Annotated in this window: 24 protein-coding genes and 3 pseudogenes; 26 read left to right on the top strand and 1 reads right to left on the bottom strand. The window is 64.2% G+C overall.

Going from position 1 to position 21,044, the window contains the following annotated elements; translation table 11 throughout:
* The first annotated feature begins 10 nt into the window (after positions 1 to 10).
* From trbC to RD110_RS26995, 16 genes are all read left to right on the top strand, one after another.
* Complete coding sequence (gene trbC / locus RD110_RS27070) at positions 11 to 475, top strand: conjugal transfer system pilin TrbC (RefSeq protein WP_011114046.1); 465 nt, start codon at positions 11 to 13, stop codon at positions 473 to 475.
* Positions 476 to 478: 3 nt separating this feature from the next.
* Complete coding sequence (locus RD110_RS27065; RefSeq protein ID WP_001207961.1) at positions 479 to 790, top strand: conjugal transfer protein TrbD; 312 nt, start codon at positions 479 to 481, stop codon at positions 788 to 790.
* On the top strand, positions 787 to 3,345 hold the full coding sequence (locus tag RD110_RS27060) for a VirB4 family type IV secretion/conjugal transfer ATPase (protein ID WP_011114047.1): 2,559 nt from the start codon (positions 787 to 789) through the stop codon (positions 3,343 to 3,345). Before RD110_RS27065 ends, RD110_RS27060 begins: the two co-directional genes overlap by 4 nt.
* Positions 3,342 to 4,124, top strand: a complete 783-nt coding sequence (locus tag RD110_RS27055; protein WP_006122481.1) for a conjugal transfer protein TrbF — start codon at positions 3,342 to 3,344, stop codon at positions 4,122 to 4,124. The genes RD110_RS27060 and RD110_RS27055 overlap by 4 nt, the downstream gene beginning before the upstream one ends.
* 17 nt (positions 4,125 to 4,141) lie before the next feature.
* The gene (gene trbG, locus RD110_RS27050) at positions 4,142 to 5,041 is read left to right on the top strand and encodes a P-type conjugative transfer protein TrbG (protein WP_006122480.1); all 900 of its coding nucleotides are present in this window, start codon (positions 4,142 to 4,144) and stop codon (positions 5,039 to 5,041) included.
* A 2-nt stretch (positions 5,042 to 5,043) separates the two neighbouring features.
* The gene (locus tag RD110_RS27045; protein ID WP_006122479.1) at positions 5,044 to 5,532 is read left to right on the top strand and encodes a conjugal transfer protein TrbH; all 489 of its coding nucleotides are present in this window, start codon (positions 5,044 to 5,046) and stop codon (positions 5,530 to 5,532) included.
* 4 nt (positions 5,533 to 5,536) lie between these two features.
* Positions 5,537 to 6,958, top strand: a complete 1,422-nt coding sequence (locus RD110_RS27040) for a TrbI/VirB10 family protein (RefSeq protein ID WP_011114050.1) — start codon at positions 5,537 to 5,539, stop codon at positions 6,956 to 6,958.
* A 20-nt stretch (positions 6,959 to 6,978) separates the two neighbouring features.
* Positions 6,979 to 7,743, top strand: a complete 765-nt coding sequence (trbJ, locus tag RD110_RS27035; RefSeq protein ID WP_010890135.1) for a P-type conjugative transfer protein TrbJ — start codon at positions 6,979 to 6,981, stop codon at positions 7,741 to 7,743.
* A 9-nt stretch (positions 7,744 to 7,752) separates the two neighbouring features.
* Entirely contained in the window at positions 7,753 to 7,980 is a 228-nt protein-coding gene (gene trbK / locus RD110_RS27030) for an entry exclusion lipoprotein TrbK (protein WP_000644148.1), read from the top strand.
* A gap of 10 nt (positions 7,981 to 7,990) precedes the next feature.
* On the top strand, positions 7,991 to 9,709 hold the full coding sequence (gene trbL, locus RD110_RS27025) for a P-type conjugative transfer protein TrbL (protein WP_011114051.1): 1,719 nt from the start codon (positions 7,991 to 7,993) through the stop codon (positions 9,707 to 9,709).
* 17 nt (positions 9,710 to 9,726) lie between these two features.
* Entirely contained in the window at positions 9,727 to 10,314 is a 588-nt protein-coding gene (locus RD110_RS27020) for a TrbM/KikA/MpfK family conjugal transfer protein (RefSeq protein ID WP_010890138.1), read from the top strand.
* Between the two features lie 13 nt (positions 10,315 to 10,327).
* Positions 10,328 to 10,963: a transglycosylase SLT domain-containing protein gene (locus RD110_RS27015; protein ID WP_011114052.1), complete on the top strand. Its 636-nt coding sequence runs from the start codon at positions 10,328 to 10,330 to the stop codon at positions 10,961 to 10,963.
* Between the two features lie 28 nt (positions 10,964 to 10,991).
* Positions 10,992 to 11,258 carry a hypothetical protein gene (locus RD110_RS27010; protein WP_010890140.1) on the top strand — a complete coding sequence of 89 codons (267 nt, stop codon included), beginning with the start codon at positions 10,992 to 10,994 and terminating at the stop codon, positions 11,256 to 11,258.
* Positions 11,258 to 11,956 carry a TraX family protein gene (locus RD110_RS27005; RefSeq protein ID WP_011114053.1) on the top strand — a complete coding sequence of 233 codons (699 nt, stop codon included), beginning with the start codon at positions 11,258 to 11,260 and terminating at the stop codon, positions 11,954 to 11,956. The genes RD110_RS27010 and RD110_RS27005 overlap by 1 nt, the downstream gene beginning before the upstream one ends.
* A gap of 15 nt (positions 11,957 to 11,971) precedes the next feature.
* Complete coding sequence (locus RD110_RS27000) at positions 11,972 to 12,403, top strand: OmpA family protein (protein ID WP_001665065.1); 432 nt, start codon at positions 11,972 to 11,974, stop codon at positions 12,401 to 12,403.
* Positions 12,404 to 12,557: 154 nt separating this feature from the next.
* Positions 12,558 to 13,232 carry a DNA adenine methylase gene (locus RD110_RS26995; protein ID WP_011178411.1) on the top strand — a complete coding sequence of 225 codons (675 nt, stop codon included), beginning with the start codon at positions 12,558 to 12,560 and terminating at the stop codon, positions 13,230 to 13,232.
* A gap of 1 nt (position 13,233) precedes the next feature.
* Here RD110_RS26995 and RD110_RS26990 read toward each other — a convergent pair whose 3' ends face one another.
* Positions 13,234 to 13,893, bottom strand: coding sequence for a recombinase family protein (locus tag RD110_RS26990; protein WP_011178412.1), 660 nt, complete (start codon positions 13,891 to 13,893; stop codon positions 13,234 to 13,236).
* A 384-nt stretch (positions 13,894 to 14,277) separates the two neighbouring features.
* Between RD110_RS26990 and RD110_RS26985 the strand changes: the two genes are divergently transcribed.
* The 10 genes and pseudogenes from RD110_RS26985 to RD110_RS26925 all read left to right on the top strand — a co-directional run.
* A complete protein-coding gene (locus RD110_RS26985) occupies positions 14,278 to 14,493 on the top strand; it encodes an antitoxin MazE family protein (protein WP_021561443.1) in 216 nt (71 codons plus the stop codon).
* Positions 14,493 to 14,813, top strand: coding sequence for a type II toxin-antitoxin system PemK/MazF family toxin (locus RD110_RS26980; RefSeq protein ID WP_021561444.1), 321 nt, complete (start codon positions 14,493 to 14,495; stop codon positions 14,811 to 14,813). The genes RD110_RS26985 and RD110_RS26980 overlap by 1 nt, the downstream gene beginning before the upstream one ends.
* A 235-nt stretch (positions 14,814 to 15,048) precedes the next feature.
* Positions 15,049 to 15,612: a recombinase family protein gene (locus RD110_RS26975; RefSeq protein WP_021561445.1), complete on the top strand. Its 564-nt coding sequence runs from the start codon at positions 15,049 to 15,051 to the stop codon at positions 15,610 to 15,612.
* Between the two features lie 262 nt (positions 15,613 to 15,874).
* Positions 15,875 to 17,067, top strand: a protein-coding gene (locus tag RD110_RS26960) for an IS3 family transposase (RefSeq protein ID WP_087748592.1) whose coding sequence is annotated in 2 segments (ribosomal slippage) — positions 15,875 to 16,136 and positions 16,136 to 17,067 — 1,194 coding nt in all. Because the reading frame shifts where the segments join, the coding sequence is not laid out codon by codon here.
* A gap of 544 nt (positions 17,068 to 17,611) precedes the next feature.
* Positions 17,612 to 17,947 (top strand): PepSY domain-containing protein, encoded by a 336-nt coding sequence (locus RD110_RS26950; protein WP_005797945.1) that lies wholly within the window; start codon positions 17,612 to 17,614, stop codon positions 17,945 to 17,947.
* A gap of 56 nt (positions 17,948 to 18,003) precedes the next feature.
* Positions 18,004 to 18,599 (top strand): annotated as a pseudogene (locus tag RD110_RS26945) (undecaprenyl-diphosphatase).
* Between the two features lie 70 nt (positions 18,600 to 18,669).
* Positions 18,670 to 19,452 (top strand): annotated as a pseudogene (locus RD110_RS26940) (COG4705 family protein).
* Between the two features lie 29 nt (positions 19,453 to 19,481).
* On the top strand, positions 19,482 to 19,931 hold the full coding sequence (locus RD110_RS26935; protein WP_076205818.1) for a hypothetical protein: 450 nt from the start codon (positions 19,482 to 19,484) through the stop codon (positions 19,929 to 19,931).
* A gap of 8 nt (positions 19,932 to 19,939) precedes the next feature.
* A pseudogene (locus RD110_RS26930) lies at positions 19,940 to 20,693 on the top strand (COG4705 family protein).
* A gap of 22 nt (positions 20,694 to 20,715) precedes the next feature.
* Positions 20,716 to 21,044, top strand: a 329-nt coding sequence (locus RD110_RS26925; RefSeq protein WP_157900425.1) for a response regulator, incomplete at its 3' end; no start/stop codon positions are given.

The raw sequence follows: 21,044 nt of genomic DNA, 5'->3' as shown, positions 1-21,044 counted from the left end.
GTTACGACCAATGCAAGCAACCTTCCCGGCATTCCGCCTCAACCGCAACGCCCTGTTCTACATGGGCCTCTTCGCCCTCCTGGCGTTCTTCCTGCTGGCCCCCCAGCACGCATTCGCCTCCGAGGGCACCGGCGGCTCTCTGCCGTATGAGAGCTGGCTGACCAACCTCCGCAACTCCGTCACCGGCCCGGTGGCCTTCGCGCTGTCGATCATCGGCATCGTGGTCGCCGGCGGCATCCTGATCTTCGGCGGCGAACTCAACGGCTTCTTCCGCACGTTGATCTTCATCGTCCTGGTCATGGCCCTGCTGGTCGGCGCGCAGAACATGATGAGCACGTTCTTCGGCCGTGGCGCGGAAATCGCCGCCCTGACCGATGGCGCGCTGCACCAGGTCAAGGTCGCCGCGCTGGACGTGGCCGGCTTCCCCGGCGAAGCCGTCATGCGCTGGGCCGAGCGCGGCCACATCGCGGGGTAAGTCATGGCTCTGCGCGCGATCCCCATCCGTAGGGCCGGCAACCGAGAAAACCTGTTCATGGGCGGGGATCGTGAGCTGGTGATGTTCTCGGGCCTGCTGGCCGGCGCGCTGATTTTCAGCGCCCAAGAAGTGAGGGCAACGGTGTTCGGCATCGCCTTGTGGTTCGGCGCGCTCTTCGCGCTGCGCCTCATGGCGAAGGCCGATCCGAAGCTGCGACACGTGTACCTGCGGCACCGCCGGTACAAGCCGTACTACCCGGCTCGCAGCACGCCCTTCCGTGACAACACGCCGAGTCAAGGGAAGCAATACAAATGATCGAAGCAATCGCAATTGCCATTGCTGTGCTCGGTGCGGTTCTGTTGCTCATCCTCTTTGCCCGCATCCGGGCTGTCGATGCCGAGCTGAAGCTCAAGAAGCATCGCGCCAAGGATGCCGGCCTGGCCGATCTGCTCAATTACGCCGCCGTGGTCGATGACGGCGTGATCGTGGGCAAGAACGGCTCCTTTATGGCCGCCTGGCTGTACAAGGGGGATGACAACGCCAGCAGCACCGAGGAACAGCGGGAAATGGTGTCGTTCCGCATCAACCAGGCCCTGGCGGGCCTGGGGAACGGCTGGATGGTGCATGTCGATGCTGTGCGTCGGCCTGCGCCGAACTACTCGGAGCGGGGCGTGTCATCGTTCCCCGACTCCGTTTCCTTCGCCATTGACGAGGAACGCCGGCGCTTGTTCGAGGGCCTGGGCGCGATGTTCGAGGGCTACTTTGTCCTGACCGTCACGTGGTTCCCGCCAGTGCTGGCCCAGCGCAAGTTTGTCGAACTCATGTTCGATGACGATGCGGTGGCTCCCGACCATACGGCGCGCACTACGGGCCTGATTGCGCAGTTCAAGCGCGAGATCACCAGCCTGGAATCGCGCCTGTCCTCGGCGGTCAAGATGACGCGCCTGCGCGGCCAAAAAGTCGTGTCGGAAGAGGGCAGGGAAGTCACGCACGATGACTTCCTGAGCTGGTTGCAGTTCTGCGTGACGGGCCTCCATCACCCGGTCATGCTGCCCAGCAATCCGATGTACCTCGATGCGGTAATCGGCGGGCAAGAGCTGTGGGGCGGCGTCGTGCCCAAGATCGGGCGCAAGTTCATCCAGGTGGTCGCCATCGAAGGCTTCCCCTTGGAGTCAACGCCTGGGGTGCTCTCGGCCCTGGCCGAGCTGCCCAGCGAATACCGCTGGTCGAGCCGCTTCATCTTCATGGATCAGCACGAGTCCTTGAAGCACCTGGACAAGTTCCGCAAGAAGTGGAAGCAGAAGATTCGCGGCTTCTTCGATCAGGTGTTCAACACGAATACCGGCTCGATCAACCAGGACGCGGCCGCGATGGTCGGCGACGCCGAGGCGGCCATCGCCGAGGTCAACAGCGGCTTGGTGGCGGCCGGCTACTACACCAGCGTGGTCGTGCTGATGGACGAGGATCGGGAGCGCCTGGCGGCCTCCGCGCTCCTGGTCGAGAAGGCCGTCAACCGCCTGGCCTTCGCGGCCCGTATCGAGACGATCAACACGCTCGATGCGTACCTGGGCAGCTTGCCCGGCCACGGCGTCGAGAACGTGCGCCGGCCGCTCATCAACACGATGAACCTGGCCGACCTGCTGCCGACAAGCTCGATCTGGACGGGCAGCGCCACGGCTCCGTGCCCGATGTACCCGCCGCTGTCGCCGGCGCTCATGCACTGCGTGACGGTGGGCGCTACGCCGTTCCGCCTGAACCTGCACGTGCGCGACCTGGGCCACACCTTCATGTTCGGCCCGACCGGCGCAGGCAAATCGACGCACCTGGGCATCATCGCCGCGCAGCTCCGTCGCTACGCCGGCATGTCGATCTACGCCTTCGACAAGGGCATGTCGATGTACCCACTCGCGGCCGGCATCCGCGCGGCCACGAAGGGCAAGAGCGGCCTGCATTTCACGGTGGCCGCCGACGATGACCGCCTGGCGTTCTGCCCGCTCCAGTTCCTCGAAACGAAGGGGGATAGGGCCTGGGCGATGGAGTGGATCGACACCATCCTGGCGTTGAACGGCGTCAACACCACGCCGGCGCAGCGCAACGAGATCGGCAACGCGATCATGAGCATGCACGCCAGCGGCGCGCGCACGCTCTCCGAGTTCTCGGTGACGATTCAGGACGAGGCGATCCGCGAGGCCATCAAGCAGTACACGGTGGACGGCTCGATGGGCCACCTGCTCGACGCCGAAGAGGACGGCCTGTCGCTGTCCGACTTCACGGTGTTCGAGATCGAAGAGCTGATGAACCTGGGCGAGAAGTTCGCGCTGCCGGTGCTGCTCTACCTGTTCCGCCGCATCGAGCGCGCACTGAAAGGCCAGCCCTCCGTCATCATCCTGGACGAAGCCTGGTTGATGCTGGGCCACCCCGCGTTCCGCGCCAAGATCAGGGAATGGCTCAAGGTGCTGCGCAAGGCCAACTGCCTTGTGCTGATGGCGACGCAAAGCCTCTCCGACGCGGCCAACTCGGGCATCTTGGACGTGATCGTGGAATCGACCGCGACCAAGATTTTCCTGCCCAACGTCTACGCCAGGGATGAGGACACATCGGCGCTCTATCGCCGTATGGGCCTCAACGCGCGTCAGATCGAAATCCTGGCGACTGCCATTCCGAAGCGTCAGTACTACTACGTCTCGGAGAACGGCCGCCGTCTCTATGACCTTGCCCTGGGGCCGATGGCCCTGGCCTTCGTCGGTGCGTCCGACAAGGAATCGGTCGCCACCATCAAGAGCCTCGAAGCCAAGTTCGGCCACGAATGGGTGCATGAGTGGCTGGCCGGCCGTGGGCTGAATCTCAACGACTACCTGGAGGCCGCATGAGCATCGCCGACACCCTCAAGGGCTTGATCTTCAAGAAGCCCGCCAACTCCGCCGAGCCGCGCGATCCGCGCCGCTCGAAGGAACCGCTCGCCGGCGGCCGCCGTGCGGGCGAGGCCGAGAACCCCTACCTGGCCGCGCGCCGCACCTGGAACGATCACGTGGGCGGCGTCGTCTCGCAGCGCCAAACCTGGCAGGTGATCGGCATCCTGTCGCTGTTGATCGCGCTGGCCGGCGTGGGTGGCGTGATCCACATCGGCAGCCAGTCGAAGTTCATCCCCTACGTGGTCGAGGTGGACAAGCTGGGCCAGACGGTGGCCGCCGGCCCGGTGCAGGCCGCAGGGAAGGCCGATCCGCGTGTCATCCACGCCGCCGTTGCGGACTGGATGAGCTGCGCGCGCATGGTGTCGCCTGACGTGGCCTTGCAGCGCAAGTGCGTGTTCAAGGCGTACTCGATGCTCGCCCCCAACGATCCGGCGACGCCAAAGATGAACGAGTGGTTGAACGGCACGCCCGATTCCAGCCCGTTCAAGCGCGCCGAGAAGGAAATGGTCAGCGTCGAGATCAAGACCGTCATCCCGCAAACGCCCGACACCTGGCAAGTCGAGTGGGTGGAAACCACGCGCGACCGCCAAGGCACGCTGAAAGGTCAGCCCGTCACCTGGCGCGCGCTCGTGACTACCTACATCGCCGAGGTCACGCCCAACACCACCGATGAGCAACTGCGGAACAACCCGTTGAGCATCTACGTGCGTGATTACTCCTGGTCCCGCATCCAATGAATTCGAGGTCATCCACCATGAAGAAAACCCTCTCCGCTTTGATCGTGGGCGCTGCTGTGGCGGTGCCCTCCCTGGCTCTGGCCGCCCCTGGCGACGACATTGCCGACAAGTATTTCAACAAGACCAACCCGACGCTGACCGCTCAAGAGCGCGCGGCGCTCGCCATCGCCAAACGGTGGGAAGCGGGGTCGGCGACCGGCATCAAGCCGGTGGCCGGCTCGGGCGGTGCCATCAAGTTCGTGTACGGCGCGCAGCAGCCGAGCATCGTTTGCGCGGTGCTCCAGGTGTGCGACGTGGCCTTGCAGCCCGGCGAACAAGTGAACTCGATCAACCTGGGCGACACGGCCAGGTGGACGGTGGAACCGGCCATCACCGGCAGCGGCGCGACCGAGGTTCAGCACCTCATCATCAAGCCGATGGACGTGGGCCTCGAAACCAGCCTGGTTGTGACCACGAACCGCCGCAGCTACCACTTCCGCCTGCGCTCGCATCGCACCGAGTACATGCCGCAAGTCTCGTTCACGTACCCCGAGGAAGCGCAAGCCAAGTGGGACGCGATCCAGCGCCGCGAGAAGCAGGAACGCACCGACAACACCCTGCCGGCGACGGGCGAGTACCTGGGCGATCTCTCGTTCGACTATGAGCTGTCCGGGTCGGCGAGCTGGAAGCCTGTGCGCGTCTACAACGATGGCCGCAAGACCATCATCGAAATGCCCGGCACGATGCAGCAGACCGAAGCGCCGACGCTCCTGGTCGTGCGCAAAGAGGGCGGCTTGTTCACCGACGACGAAACGGTGCTGGTCAATTACCGCGTGCAGGGCAATCGCTACATCGTGGACACGGTGTTTGACCGCGCGATCCTGATTGCCGGTGTTGGCAGTAGCCAAGACCGCGTGACCATCAGCCGGAGGAAGTGACCATGCGCAAGATCGTCTCTCTCGCGCTGCTCGCCCTCGCCCTGGGCCTCGGCGGCTGCGCAACCACCAGCCAGTACGGCAACTTCGTCCAGTCGGCCGCGCTCGATCAGCAGAAGCTCGCCACCGACGCGGTGCAGCAGCTCGCCACGCTGTACGCGCCGGCGCGCACGCGCCTGGAGCTGCAACAGCCGACGCCCGATCCGTTCGGCCAGGCGCTCGTCAAGTCGCTGCGCGACAAGGGCTATGCCCTCCTGGAGTACGCCCCGGCCGGCGCTTCCACGCAGGCCCCGGCCTCGGCGGCATCGCAGGCGAGCGCACCGGCCACCACGGCCGCGTCGGGCGGCCTGCCGTTGCGCTACGTGCTCGACCAGGCTGGCGACTCGAACCTGTACCGCCTGACCTTGATGGTCGGCAATCAATCCATCACCCGCCCTTACCTGGCGCAAAACGGCACGTTCGCGCCGGCCGGGTACTGGGTGCGCAAGGAGTGACGCCATGACAGAAAACGCCGATCAGATGGCACCTGACGCTTCGCCTGGCGAAGTGTCCAAGAAGGCGGGCGTCCGTCGCGTCAACAACATGCCCATGTACATCCTCGGCGGCGTCCTGCTGTCGTTCGTGCTGGTCATGGCCCTGGTCGCGGCGGATCGCGCGGCCAAGCAGAACGCGCCGGCGGACGGCCCCAAGGAGAAGGCCGGCAACACGTCGATGTTCGCCAAGGAGATCGCAGGCGACAAGACCGGCGGCTTGATCGAGCCGGCAAGCCCGCTCAAGGTGCCCGACATGCCGACCGGCCCGGCGTCGGCTCCGCTGGAGATCGCGCGGCCGTCCAACCCGGACGCGCCGCCGGCCCCGCCGGCCAACCCCGGCAACCCGGGCCAGCCGGTGAACGACGACGAGGCCCAGCGCATCCGCATGGCGAAGATGCAGATGTTCGGCGAAGCCGTGAAGGCCAAGACCACCGTGCGCGTGGATGCCCCGCGTAGCAACGGCTCCGCGCCGGGTGGCCCGAGCACCTACACCGGCACGCCGCAGACGCGCGATGAAATGCTGAACCGCATCGCAGCGGTGCAGCAGCAAATCGACGCGCAGCGCAGCAACGATCCGACCGCCGCCTATCAAGCACGCCTGGCGCAGATTCGCGGCATGGGCGTCGGTGGTGGCGGCGCGGCTCCGGCCGCCGGCGGCATGGGCGCGGGCGGTGCGCCGCAGCTCCTGCAAACCTCGACCAGCGGCGGCGGGCGCAACAGCATGGCGCAGTTCGGCCAAGGTGGGCAGGGCGACCGCTGGAAGCTGGATTCGCAGCCGGAAGCGCCGCGCACACCGTTCGAGCTGCGCGCGGGCTTCGTCGTGCCGGCCACGCTCATTTCGGGCATCAACTCCGATCTGCCGGGCCAAATCATGGCCCAGGTCGCGCAGGACGTGTACGACACACCGACCGGCAAGCACCTGTTGATCCCGCAGGGATCGCGCCTCGTCGGCTCGTATTCGAGCGACGTGGCCTACGGCCAAGCGCGCGTGCTGGTTGCGTGGCAACGCATCGTGTTCCCCGATGGCAAGGCGATGGACATTGGCGCGATGCCAGGCGCGGACAGCGCGGGATACGCGGGCTTCCACGACCAGGTGAACAACCACTATGTGCGCCTGTTCGGCTCGGCCTTCCTCATGTCCGGCGTGACAGCAGGCATCACCTACAGCCAACGCCAGAACCAGGCCACAAACACCTATGGCGCACCGAGCGCCAGCAGTGCCCTAAGCGAAGCCCTCGGCCAGCAGCTCGGCCAGGTTACGGCGCAACTCATCGCCAAGAACCTGAGCATTTCGCCGACGCTGGAAATTCGGCCGGGGTATCGCTTCAACGTCGTGGTCACGAAGGACATGACGTTTTCCAAGCCGTACCGTTCCTTCGATTACTAACGCCATAGGAGAAAAGCACCATGAAGCCGAAGTTTTTAGCCGCTAAATTGGCCCTCGTCATTGCTGTTTCGAGCACGCTGGCGGTCACACCTGTGCAGGCTGGCATCCCCGTCATCGACGGCACCAACCTGTCGCAGAACATCATGACGGCCATCGAATCGGTGGCCCAGACGCTCAAGCAAATTGAGCAGTACAGCACCCAGCTCCAGCAGTATCAAAACCAACTCCAGAACACGATGGCCCCGGCCGCGTATATCTGGGATCAGGCGCAATCGACCATCAACGGGTTGATGAACGCGGTCAACACGCTGGATTACTACAAGACCCAACTCGGCAGCCTGGACAGCTACATCGGCAAGTTCCAGGACGTGAACTACTACAAGAACTCGCCGTGCTTTACGGCGGCAGGGTGCTCCGACGCGGAACGCGCAGCACTTCGGAATGTGGCCCAGCTCGCGAGCGAGTCGCAGAAGAAGGCCAACGATGCCTTGTTCAAGGGCCTCGATAGGCAGCAAACGAATCTCACGGCCGATGCAGCGACGTTGCAGCGTCTTCAATCGGCAGCGCAGGGCGCGCAGGGCCAAATGCAGGCCATCGGCTACGCCAACCAGCTCGCCAGCCAGCAGGCCAACCAGCTCTTGCAGATTCGTGGCCTGCTGATCGCGCAGCAGAACGCGATGGCAACCAAGATGCAGGCCGACGCCGACAAGGAAGCCCAGCAGGCGGCAGCGGCCGCACAACTGCGCCAGGGCAGCTACCGGGCCAGCCCGGCGCGCACCTGGTAAGGGGGATTCATGAAAGCAATCAAGGCTCTGTCCTTGGCCTCGGCCGCCCTCGTGGCGGCCTTGGTCGCCGGCTGCGACAACAAGCCGGCCACGGCCCCCATGCCGGAAGTGAACGACGAGAACTGCAAGCCCGAGAACATCGCCAAGATCGAGGACAAGGGCGTCCAGCAGGCTTTTTCGTCGCTGTGCTTGCGTCGTGGTGGGGATTTCAAGCCCAGCCCGAAACGCGAATGGTGAGGTGCTGACGATGAGAATGCCAGCCAATCTAAAAACCCTCGCCCTGCCGCTGTTCGTCTGGCTGGCGTTCTTCGCGGTCGATGCCCACGCGGCCATCGACAACGCCGGCGTGTTCGATAGCGTGCTGGATCGCTACCAGGCCGCCGCGAGCGGCTGGGCCGGTGTCATCACCACGGCCGCAACCTGGCTCTTCTGGACGCTGGTTGTGATCTCGATGGTCTGGACGTTCGGCATGATGGCCTTGCGCAAGGCCGACATTGGCGAGTTCTTCGCGGAGTTCGTCCGCTTCACGATCTTTACCGGCTTCTTCTGGTGGGCGCTGACCAACGGCCCTAACTTCGCCTCGTCCATCTATGCGTCGTTGCGGCAGCTCGCCGGCAACGCGACGGGCCTGGGCAATGCTCTGTCGCCCTCGGGCATCGTGGACGTGGGCTTTGCGATCTTCGACAAGGTGATGGATCAGTCCTCGGTGTGGTCGCCGGTGGACAGCATGGCCGGCATCCTCATGGCCGTGGCGATCCTGGTCATCCTGGCCCTGGTCGGTGTGAATATGCTTCTGCTGCTCGCGTCGGGCTGGGTGCTCGCCTACGGCGGCGTGTTCTTCCTCGGCTTCGGTGGTTCGCGCTGGACTTCCGACATGGCGATCAACTACTACAAGGTCGTCCTGGGCGTGGCCGCGCAGCTCTTCGCAATGGTGCTCCTGGTGGGCATCGGCAAGACCTTCCTCGATGACTACTACTCGCGCATGAGCGCCGGCATCAGCCTCAAGGAAATGGGCGTGATGCTGATCGTCGTCATCATCCTCTTGGCGTTGGTCAACAAGATTCCGCCGCTCATCGCCGGGATCATCACCGGCGCGAGCGTGGGCGGTGCCGGCATCGGCCAGTTCGGTGCAGGCGCTGCGTTGGGTGCCGCAGGCATGGCAGCAGCAGCGGCCGCGACCGGCGGCGCCGCTCTGGCCGCCGGCGCAGCCTCGGCCGCCGGTGGTGCCTCTGCCGTCATGGCCGCCTTCTCGAAGGCCAATGAGAACGTGTCGGCAGGCACGGACGTTATGTCGGCCTTCTCGGGCGGCGGCAGCTCGGGCGGCGGTGCGGGCGGCGGCGGCGACGCCGGCACCGGCAGCACGCCCTTCGCTCAGGCTGCGGGCTTTAGCGGCAGCTCCGGCGGTGGCTCTTCGTCGGGTGGCGGCAGCCCCTCGACCGGCAGCAGCTCGGGCAGCTCGAAGGGCGGCGATAAGGGCGGCGGCAAAGCCGACGCCGGCGGCCAGGGCAGCAGCTCGACGGCCAGCACCGGCAGCAGTGCCGACAAGGCCGCCAAGAACGAACCCAAGCCCGCCGGCGGGGCAGGGCAAGGGCAGCAGGCCGCACCGGGCAGCACCGGCCCCGGCTTGCTCGCATCGGCCGCATCGGCCCTCGGCACGGCCGGCCGCATCGCCGCCGACGCCGGCGCGAACTTGGCGAAGGGAACCGCCGATGTTGCCAAGGCCAAAGCCGCGAGCCTGCGCGAAGCCGCAGCCGAGCGGATCGCCGACACCACTGGCGGAAAGATCGCCGCCGCGATCAAGGCGCAAGGAAGCGGCACGGCCGAGAACATCGACGTGCCCGACCAGCAGCCCGCGCCGAGCTTCGGCGACAACAGCCTGGCAGGCGGCCCCGCCGATGCCGATCCCGAGTCCGAAGTAGCTGCGTTCGCCAACCGCGAGCAAGGCCGCGACGGCACAACTGCGTAACCAAGGAGAGTCCAACCATGAAGAAGAAACTGTTTGCCCTGGCCGCCCTCGTGGCAGCCCTCGGATCGACCGCCGGCACGGCCAGCGCGCAAGACGTGCTGACCGGCGACACGCGCCTGGCCTGCGAGGCGATCCTGTGCCTGTCGTCGGGCACGCGCCCGAGCGAATGCACGCCGTCGCTGTCGCGGTACTTCAACATCACGAAGCGCAAGCTGTCGGACACGATCCGCGCCCGCCTGAACTTCCTCCAGCTTTGCCCGGTGGCGAGCCAGACGCCGGAAATGCAGTCGCTCGTGTCGGCGATCTCGCGCGGCGCTGGCCGTTGCGACGCGCAGTCGCTGAACTCGACGTTGGTGATGTGGACGGGCGGCTACGACGATGGGCGCACGTACATCAGCAACCAGTTGCCTGACTACTGCGGGGCCTACACCGGCCACGCCTACACCGACTTCGCCAGCAGCGGCACGCTGCCGCGCTATGTCGGGACGCCAGAGCGGGGCGGGTATTGGGTCGAAGCGCGCGACTATGACCGCGCCTTGGCCGAGTACAACGAACGCATCCGGCGCGAGGACGAAGAGCGCCGCCGTCAGTCCTGGCTGAACTGAGGGAGGGGAGGGCATGCCGTTCTTCGCCGATCTGCCGCCGCAGCTCCAGGAGCGCGTCGTCTGCTCGATCTCGGCCGCCGTCAAGTACGAGGTGCCGGTCAACATCGTGTTGGCCGTCGCCGAGAAAGAGGGCGGCAAGCCGGGCCAGTGGGTGCGCAACTCGAATGGCACGCATGACGTTGGCCCGATGCAGTTCAACACCGCGTACCTGGGCGACCTGGCCCGATACGGCATCACGGCGAACGATGTGGCGGCTGCCGGCTGCTACTCGTTCGACCTGGCCGCCTGGCGGCTGCGGATGCACATCCGCAACGACAAGGGCGACCTCTGGACGAAGGCGGCGAACTACCACTCGCGCACGCCGCAGTACAACGCGGTGTACCGGGCCGACTTGATGCGCAAGGCGTCGAAGTGGGCCGATTGGCTCGAAGCTCGGTTCGTCACGCTTGACGTGACGAAGGCCGGGGCCACGCCCTCGACGCCCAGCCAGCCCGCGACGGTGGCCCAGCGGGCGACGCCGGCGGCCAGGCCGGCACCAGCACCCCAGCAGGCCGCCCCAGCGGCCGCAGCAGCTCGCAGCGTGTCGGTGGCCGGCTACGTGCCCCGCACGGTGTCTTTCAACACTTCACGCGAGGGGTCGGCCGAGTAGGCCGGCTCTTCCGATTTAGCGGCTAAACATGGACAAATTCCACGCCTTCATGATGCGGTACACGCTGGGCGTCGGCCGGTTGCTTCAAGCCTATTGCAAGTGGGCGGAAGGACAGGCCAAGAACCAGCTCGATTTGCTTCTGCTGGGCCTCGGCCCGATCTTCGCCTTGGGCCTTCTGCTGTGGGCGCTGCCGGCGTGGATCGGCAAGCCCATCGCCTTCGTGCTCTCACTGCCAGCGCTCTACATCATCTTCCTGGTGCTGCGCGCCTACGCGATTCGCGGGGGCCGGCGCTGATGAAGGCCCTGCGGATTCCTGATGGAACCGTCGAAGCGTTGAAGTGGCTCGCACTGGTTCTCATGACCGGCGATCACGTCAACAAGTACCTGTTCAACGCGACGCTGCCGGTGCTGTTCGAGGCCGGCCGCGTGGCGCTCCCCCTTTTCGTGTTCGTCCTGGCCTACAACCTGGCCCGGCCGGGCACGCTCGAACGCGGCGTGTACGGCCGCACCATGTCGCGCCTGGCGATGTTCGGCGCGCTGGCCTCCGTGCCCTTCGTGGCCCTCGGCGGCCTGTACGCCGGTTGGTGGCCGCTCAACGTGATGTTCACGCTGCTGGTCGTCACGGCCACGGCTTACCTGGTCGAACGTGGCGGCAAGCTGCACCTGGCGGCCGCCGGCGTGGTGTTCCTGGTCGGCGGCAGCTCGGTCGAATATTGGTGGCCGGCCGTGGCTTTCGGCCTGGCGGTGTGGTCGTACACGCGCCGGCCGAGCTGGGCCGCCGCGGCGGTCGCGGTGCTGGCCTGCGCGGCCCTGTGGTTCGTCAATCGCAACCTGTGGGCCTTGGCAGCCCTGCCGGTGCTCTTCCTGGCCTCGCGGGTGGATGTGCGCGTGCCGCGCCTGCGCTGGGCCTTCTACGCCTATTACCCGCTGCACCTGGCCTCGCTCTGGTTGATCCGCATCCCCATGAGCAAGGCCGGCTACCTGTTCTTCTGATTGGAGTCCTGCCCCATGCGAAAACCCGTTCTTCTGGCCCTCTCTCTGGCGTTCCTGGTCAGCGCGCAAAGCGCACTGGCCGCCGGCGACGCCGGCAACTTCGGCACGCCGATCAAGTCCGGCGTATCGGTGTCCTTCCCCGACAGCAGCGCGACATTCCAGCCGACGCCAGAGGCCCTGGAGCTGCTGGCCGACGCTAGGAATGCGGCGATCATCTACATCAGCGGGCGCACCAGCACACTACGGCCCAGCGCGGCCGATGAGGCCCTTGCACTACGCCGTGCGCTCTCGGCCAGGTCGTACTTGGTGGCGCGCGGCGTCTCGCCGCTCAAGATCATGGTGAACTTCGCATCGGCCGCCGATTTCGTGGCAGACAACTCGACGGCCGAGGGCCGGCGCGAGAACCAGCGCGTGGACATTGAGGTGGTCTACATCCCCACCTACTGAGCGATCCGGCATCGCCATTCCTGGCGGTGCTGCAGGACGCTCCAGCAGCTTCGCATCGTCGGCTCTGACGATGCAGGCCCGGCCGGCTTCCCTTGACAGCATCGCCATTTCTGACGATGCTGGCCAAGTCCCGATTTACTCCAGGAAGAAGGCCATGAGATACCCCGGCGGCAAGGGCGGTGCCGGCGTCTACCAGACGATCATCAACAACATCCCGCCTCACGACACGTACATCGAAACGCACCTGGGCGGCGGCAACATCCTGGAGCGCAAGCGGCCCGCTGCCCGCAGCGTCGGCATCGACGTTGATCCCGAGGTGATCGAGGTCTGGCAGCAGCTCGACGTGCCCGGCCTGGAGCTGCACCACGGCGACGCCGTGGCCTGGCTGGAGTCCCACCAGTTCACCGGCTCCGAGTTCGTCTACGCCGATCCGCCCTACGTGATGGACAGCCGGCGCGGCGGCAAGCTATACCGCCACGAATACGACGACGCCGACCACGTGCGGCTGCTCGACGTGCTGGCCGGCTTGCCGTGCGCGGTGATGGTGTCGGGCTACAGCTCAACGATCTATGACAGCTCTCCCTTGGCGTCATGGAGAACCATCGACTTCAACGCGATGACGCGCGGCGGCATCGCTATCGAACGGCTGTGGATGAACTACCCCGAGCCGGCCGAGCTGCACGATCTGCGCTACCTCGGCAGCAACTTCCGCGAGCGCGAGCGCATCAAGCGGAAGAAAGCCCGCTGGCAAGCGAAGCTCGCCAAGCTCGATCCGCTGGAGCGGGCGGCGATCATGGAATGCCTGCGCGAGCTGGAGGCGGCCGAGTAGGTCACGCCTGCGCCTGGTTGTGCAGCGCCCATACGCGCTTGACCTGGCTTTCACTGCACCCGGCCAGCCTGGCCGTCTCTGGAATGCTGTGGCCTGCGCTGCGCAGCGCCACGATGCGTTCATGCACCTTTGTGTTGGCCTTGCGGCCGGTGTAGCGGCCGGCGTCCTTCGCCAGCTCGACGCCCTGCCGCTGCCGCTCGCGGCGATCCTCGTAGTCGTCGCGGGCCATCTGCAACGCCAGCTTCAAAAGCATGTCCTGGATCGACTCCAGCACCACCTTTGCCACGCCCTTCGCCTCGGCGGCCAGGTCGGATAGATCGACCACGCCAGGGACAGCCAGGCGCGCGCCCTGGGCGCGGATCGAGGCCACGAGGCGTTCGGCCTCGGGCAGCGGCAGGCGGCTGATGCGGTCGATCTTCTCCGCAACGACGACTTCACCGGGTTGCAGGTCGCCGATCATGCGCAGCAGCTCGGCGCGATCGGCGCGAGCGCCCGAAGCCTTCTCGCGGTAGATGCCGGCGACGTAGAAGCCGGCGGCCCTGGTGCTCTCCACGATGGCGGCCTGCCTGGTCAAGTCCTGCTCGTCGGTGCTGACGCGCAAGTAGATGCGCGCGACCTTGAAAGCGACGCCGGCGGCCTGGTGCTCGGTCGGCGTCCGCATGATGCGGTCGGCACCTTCGACCAGGCCATCGCCGCCGACGCGCAGCGGTGGCGTCTTGGCGAGCGCCTGGCGCGCTGCGCGTGACTGGCGCGGCATGGCCGCAATCTGTGTTTCCTGGGCGGTGCGCGGCGTGATGATCGCGCTGCGCTTCGCCTTGGTCTTGCCTTGTCATTTTCAGAAGACGTCTGCACCAGTTCATGAGGCTGGCCGCCCCGTGTGCAGCCGACTTCTGACCGGGTCGTGTCAGCAGTCCTATGCACGAAACTCCAAGAAGGGCGGAAATTGCGCAGAACTTCCCTGCACGACGTTGCGGAACGGCTTGGCTTGCGCTATGGTTTCATGCGCAGTATCATGTAACCATACATGCAACCAATGGAGAGCACCATGCCATCAATTCACGAATCAAAGGTAGCCCGACACCGCGAACGGATGCGCGCGGCGGGGCTGCGGCCTGTGCAGTTTTGGGTGCCGGACACCCGTTCGCCTGAGTTCACGGCGCAAGTGCGCAAGCAATGCCAAAGCCTGAAGGGCGACCCAGCAGAAGCAGAGGTTTTGCGCTTCACCGAAGAGGCGGCATCGCACGTTGAGGGCTGGGAGTGATGCAGCGAGGCGACCTCGTGACGGTTTCATTGCAGGGTGACTACGGCAAACCACGACCAGCCCTGATCGTTCAATCAGACCTACTAACCGACTTGGAAAGCGTTGTGCTGTGCCCAGTGACAAGCGACCTGCGCAATGCCGCGTTTCGCGTCACCGTGGAACCGAATCCAGCTAACGGGCTGCGCGCACTATCGCAAGTTATGGTGGACAAGCTCTCGACGCTACCGCGCACCAAAATCAGTGAACCGTTTGGCCGCCTCGACGATGAGCGAATGAAAGCAATAGATAGGGCGCTCCTGTTGGTCGTTGGCGTTATTTGACCCGGTGCCGGAAAAATCTGGGATTCCGGCTTACTCGGTATCGCGCCGGAATTTTCGGCGGTTCCGGCTTAAGTCGGTTCGCTGTTCCATTGCGCCGGGATGGCGGCACATGCGCCGCCTTGTCCGTCAAACGATCATTAGTCGGCCAAGCCGGTCACTGTCCGGCAATGCGCTTGAATAACGGGTTGTCGGACATTATGATAGGCGGACGGAAAAACGGACAAAAGGGGCGGTAATGGCACTCATCGGCTATGCGCGGGTATCGACGGCTGAACAGGACACCGCCTTGCAGACGGATGCACTGCGCAAGGCGGGCTGCGAGCGCGTCTTTGAGGACACGGCTTCCGGGGCCAAGGCCGACAGGCCCGGCTTGGCCGCCGCGCTGGCCTATCTGCGCGACGGCGACGTGCTGGCCGTCTGGCGGCTGGATCGGCTCGGGCGCTCGATGCCACACCTCATCGAGACAATCGGCGCGCTGGAAGCGCGTGGCGTCGGCTTCCGGTCGCTGACAGAAAGCATTGACACCACCACACCGGGCGGGCGGCTCATCTTCCACGTGTTCGGCGCGCTGGGCCAGTTCGAGCGCGACTTGATCCGTGAGCGCACCAAGGCCGGGCTGACCGCTGCCGCCGCTCGCGGGCGCAAGGGCGGGCGCAAGCCGGTTGTCACTGCCGACAAGTTGCAGCGGGCGCAGGAGCATATTGCCAACGGGCTGAACGTCCGGGAGGCTGCTACACGGCTCAAGGTGAGCAAGACGGCCCTATACGCCGCGCTGCAAGGCGGGAGCGAGCAACCATGAGCCGCAAGCAAAGCAGTGCCTTCGTCACGACCAGAAAGGGCTTTTGCTATCTCACGGTCAAAGTCGGCAGGAGCAATTACAACATCATGCGGATTCGCAATTACACGCTTGAGCCGCAGGACAAGCGAGACATGCGCCGGTTGTATCCCGACTATCTCTTTGACTGGAAGAAGATCGGCCAGCAGCTTGCCGAAAAGATGACCTTGCCCCCGGAAAGTGGAGTTCTTGAGCCTTGTTCAAAATACGACCAAGGAGTCAAGAAATGTCAGACAAGCAAGTTCGAGCGCAGTACACGCGGGAATACAAATTGGAGGCGGTGCGTCAGGTCAAGGGTGGGCAATCCATTGCTGCCACAGCCAAGGTATTGGGTATCCCCAAGGCCAGCCTGAGCAACTGGGTACGCCGCGGCGCCAAGGGTGATGTGGGCGGTGTAGGAGACAGACCTGCATCCGTCACGCCTGAGCAAATGGAGCTGGCGCGCCTGCGTGCTGAGGTTGCCAGGCTTCGAATGGAGCGAGACATCGCAAAAAAAGCCGCGGCGTACTTCGCGCAGGACACGCTGCGAGGTACGCCTGGATTTACCAAATGAGAAACCAGTATCCAGTGAGCATCTCCTGCGAAGTGCTGGAGGTCAGCGCCAGTGGCTATTTTGTCTGGCAGCGCCGCCGTGACGCTGCTCGCCCAGGGCCTGCTGGCCGCCATAGCGACGAAGCCTTACTGGCCCACATGCGTGCAATTCACATAGAGGTCAAGCAGGAGTACGGCTGGCCGCGTATGCACAAGGAGCTGCTTGCACGCGGGATTCGTGTCGGTAAAGAGCGGGTACGTCACCTGATGCAGCAGCACGGCATCAAAGCCAAGACCAAGCGCAAATTCGTGGTGACCACGGATAGCCGGCACAGTCTGCCGGTGGCGCCCGACCTCGTGCAGCGGCGCTTCAATCCCGAGGCGCCCAACCGGTTGTGGAGTGGCGACATCACCTACATCGCTACCGACGAGGGGTGGTTGTACCTGGCGGGCGTCATTGATTTGTTCAGCCGTCAGGTGGTGGGCTGGAGCATGCAAGCCCATATGCAAGCCAGTCTAGTCAAGGATGCGCTCACCATGGCGTGGTTCCGGCGCCGCCCTGAGGCTGGCCTCATCTTCCACAGCGACCGTGGCAGTCAATATTGCAGCCACGAATTCCAGGACACGCTACGTGTCTGGGAGATGCGCTCATCGATGAGCAGGAAGGGTAACTGCTGGGACAATGCACCGACCGAAAGCTTCTGGGGCAGATTGAAAACGGCCAGCCTGTACGGCAGGAAGTTCGCTACCCGGCGTGAGGCCATGGACGCGGTGCTGGACTGGATGGCTTTCTACAATCACCGACGATTGCATTCGACGCTGGGATACCTCAGCCCGATGCAATATGAGCAACGCTGGTACGAGGCACAGCGTAAAAAGGCCGCGTAATCCGTGGGCTAAGAACTCCAGCAAACAGGGGCAAGGTCAAGAGGGAGGTATGCAGAACCTACCGCTCCAAGCGTCAAGCGCCCCGGAGCACGGAACGTACCTCAGACCCGTTCGTCATGGTGTCGTATGACCCAAGGACGCGCACGGTCTACGCATCCGACACCTGCGATTCAATGGCATTGCTTGACGCTGTTCTGCACATGGAACGCTCCCGCAAAAAATAGCCCCGACAGGCCGTGCAGCCGACTCCTGACATTCCGTGCAGTCGCCTTCTGAAAATGACATGCCTGGGAAGTAGCCGTTGCGGCTGGTCATGGGTTCCTCCGGTCATTTTGGGTATACGCAAAGTGTCCGGTCATGCTACCCCCGGCCAAAAAGGCCGTCATGCGATTTATCTGTCATTTTCAGAAGACGACTGCACCAATTATTAGAAGTCGATAACACTACATCGGCGAGAGCGAAAACTTCCCGGCTCAGTGCGAGCTAAGTCTGCCTGCGTACCTTCTCCACTGTGCAAATCCCTGCACTCTTCTGGAGAAGCATCATGTACCGCTACACCAAACTTTCCCTTCTGGCCGTCGCCATCGCTGCAACCGGCGCGGTCGCCTACGCCGCCAATGGCGGTATGGAAAACGACGCCCTGGCAATCAGCAAGGCCAAGATTCCCCTCACACAGGCGGTCACCGTCGCCGAGCAGCACGCCAATGGCAAGGCGTCACGCGCCGAGTACGAGAACTCGAAGCAAGGCTGGGTCTACGACGTGGAAGTCGTCAGCGGGGCCAAGGTCTTCGATGTCCGGGTCGATGCCGACAAGGGCACGGTCATCTCGTCTGCCGAGGACAAGGCGGATCACGATGATGACCACGACAAGCGGGACTGACTCCCGACAGTATGGCCGGATCGTTTCCCTCGGAGGCGATCCGGCCCGGAGACCTCATGGAATCACTCAACCATACATTTTTTCTCTGGCTCAACGCACCGGAGCATCCCAGTGCTTTGGCTCTGACGTTGGCCACCTTCTTTGCCGAACAGCTCATCTGGGCGGTTCCACTCCTGATCGGCATCGGCTGGCTTCGCGGCGGCGAGCCTACCCGCAAGACGATGCTCGTTGCTAGCGCATCGGGATTGCTGGGCCTGCTCATCAACCAGATCATCGGCCTGGCTTGGTTGCATCCTCGACCTTTCATGATCGGCCTGGGTCACACCCTCATCCCTCATGTTGCCGATTCGTCTTTCCCAAGCGATCACCTGACGCTGTGGTGGGCGGTTGCCTTCAGCCTCGCGCTGCAACGAGGCCCACGAATTGCAGGCGTGACTTTGGCTTTGCTGGGCGTTCCCATTGCCTGGGCGCGCATCTACCTTGGAGTGCACTTCCCATTCGACATGCTCGGGCCATCGCCGTTGCTGCAATCTGTGCCTGGCTGACGTTACGTGAAGCACACTGGTATCTATTGCCAAGTTATCAACTTTCCACCGGAATCCATCGGCGGCTTTTCAGCGGGTTGATCGCGCTTGGATGGGTGCGCGAGTGAGCCTATGGGCGGGCTAAGTCAGCATGTTCAAACTGCTGGCAAACCATTTCACCCCCGGCAGGAGAACACCATGAACAAATTGCCCACGAGCAGCACCACTGGCTGGCTCAATAAAGTCCCGGAAGTCGCGCTGTCGTTCTGGATCATCAAGATCATGTCCACCACGGTGGGCGAGACGGGAGCCGATTTCCTGGCGGTCAACGCAGGGTGGGGGCAAGGCGTGACTCGAACCGTCATGGCTGCCCTGTTGGCGGCCGCCTTGTTCATGCAGTTGCGCACCCGACGCTATACCCCTTGGATTTACTGGCTGACGGTTGGTACTGGTCAGCGTGGTCGGCACCCAGATCACCGATCTGCTGACGATGGCCTTGGCGTCAGCCTGTACATCAGCACCTCGGCGTTCGCCGTTGCGCTCGCCGCGATCTTCTTCGTCTGGTATCGGATCGAGCGCACCCTGTCCATTCACGACATTGTGACGCGCAGCCGGGAGCTGTTCTATTGGGCTGCCATCCTCTGCACGTTCGCGCTGGGCCACGGCTGCTGGCGATTTGGCGACCGAGGCATTGGGCTTGGGCTTTACCTGGGGCGCGGTGGCGTTCGGTGTGCTGATTGGCATCACCTATACCGCCTGGCGCATGGGCGGCAACGCCGTTCTGACCTTCTGGATCCCTACATCTTGACCCGCCCCTTCGGGGCCGCACTCGGCGACTTGCTGACGCAGGCCAAGACTTATGGTGGCCTTGGCATGGGTGCCATGTGGACAAGCGCCTTGTTCCTCACGGTGATCGTCATGCTGGTGGCCGTCGCGCAGATCGGCATGAATGGACGCCGCTCGGCCCAGCTCGTCGAATAACCCTCTTCGCTCTACACAAGGAGAAAAACATGTTCATACAGCACTCAATCGCTCGCTCTGTTGCGGCTATTTCGGCCGCCGTGCTCTTGGCCCTCGCGGCTGGTTGTTCCAAATCTGCCGATCAGAACAACGCAAGCTCGGCATCAACTACACCGGCCCAGACTGTCTCGGCCTTGCAAGTCAAAACTGCATCCAAGCTGGGCGACCTGTCGGCCTTCCGCAGCATCGCCACTGATGTCGCCGCCATCGTTGACAAGGGCGATCTGCCTGCTGCCAAGTCACGCATCAAGGACTTGGAAGTCGCATGGGATTCGGCCGAAGCCGGACTCAAACCGCGCGCGGCAGATGACTGGCATCTGCTCGACAAGGCCATCGACAAGTCGCTTGCGACGCTTCGCGCAGACACGCCAAGCCAGGCTGACTGCAAGGCTGCGATGGATGCCCTGCTGAAAACCTTTAACACGCTCGAAGGAAAGTGAGCGCGCCCATGAAAACATCCACTGAACACGCTTTGGCCAAGGTGCCCGAAGTTACGCTGGGCTCTGGCTCAAGATTGCCGCCACGACGCTCGGTGAAACTGGCGGTGATGCGGTTTCGATGTCCATGAACCTGGGCTACCTGGTCGGTACAGCCATCTTCGCGGCGATCTTCCTGGCTGCCGTGGTCGCGCAGGTCAAGGCCAAGGACTTCCACCCCTTCCTGTACTGGACGACCATCATCGCGACAACCACGGTCGGCACGACGCTGCCGATTTCGCGGACCGATCGCTCGGAATCGGGTACGCTGGCGGTTCGAGCTTGCTGCTGGCCTTGCTGCTTGGCTCTCTCTTCGTCTGGCATCGCACCCTTGGCTCCGTGTCGGTAAGCACGGTCAGCTCGCCCAAGGCGGAAGCCTTTTACTGGTTGACGATTATGTTCTCCCAGACGCTGGGCACCGCGCTGGGCGACTGGACGGCTGATACGGCGGGCCTGGGATACACGGGTGCGGCCGTCGTGTTCGGCGGGCTGCTCGCGCTGGTCGTGGCAGCCTACTACTGGACGAGCGTGTCCCGCACGCTGCTGTTCTGGGCGGCGTTCATCCTGACGCGTCCGCTAGGTGCCGTGGTCGGCGATTTTCTGGACAAGCCGGTGAGCGCGGGCGGCTTGGCGCTGAGCCGCTATTCAGCGTCGGCCGCGCTGCTCACCTTCATAGTGGTGGCAATCCTGCTGTTCAGGCAGCGAGCCGCCAGGACGGCGCATTGAACAACAATTGAAGGGAGGGTGAGTGCGGGTATTGCTGGTCGAAGACGATCCCATGATCGGTGACGCGATCCAGGGCGCATTGAAGGATGCGTCCTACGCCGCCGACTGGGTGAAGGACGGGCAGACGGCGCTCACCACGCTGGGCTGCCAGCATTACGACCTGGTGCTACTCGACCTCGGTCTGCCCGGAAAGGATGGGCTGGAGGTGCTGGCCAGCATCCGAGCCAAGGACAACCCGGTTCCCCTGCTCATCATCACGGCTCGCGATGGTCTGGATGATCGCCTGCGCGGCCTGGATGGCGGGGCCGACGACTATGTGTCCAAGCCCTTTCAGATGGCGGAACTGCTGGC

Source organism: Rhodoferax koreense (assembly GCF_001955695.1).
In the GTDB taxonomy this organism is placed as follows: Bacteria; Pseudomonadota; Gammaproteobacteria; order Burkholderiales; family Burkholderiaceae_C; genus Rhodoferax_B; species Rhodoferax_B koreensis.
Note: the sequence above shows the minus strand (reverse complement) of the source record. Positions and strands in the feature narration are given on the sequence as shown.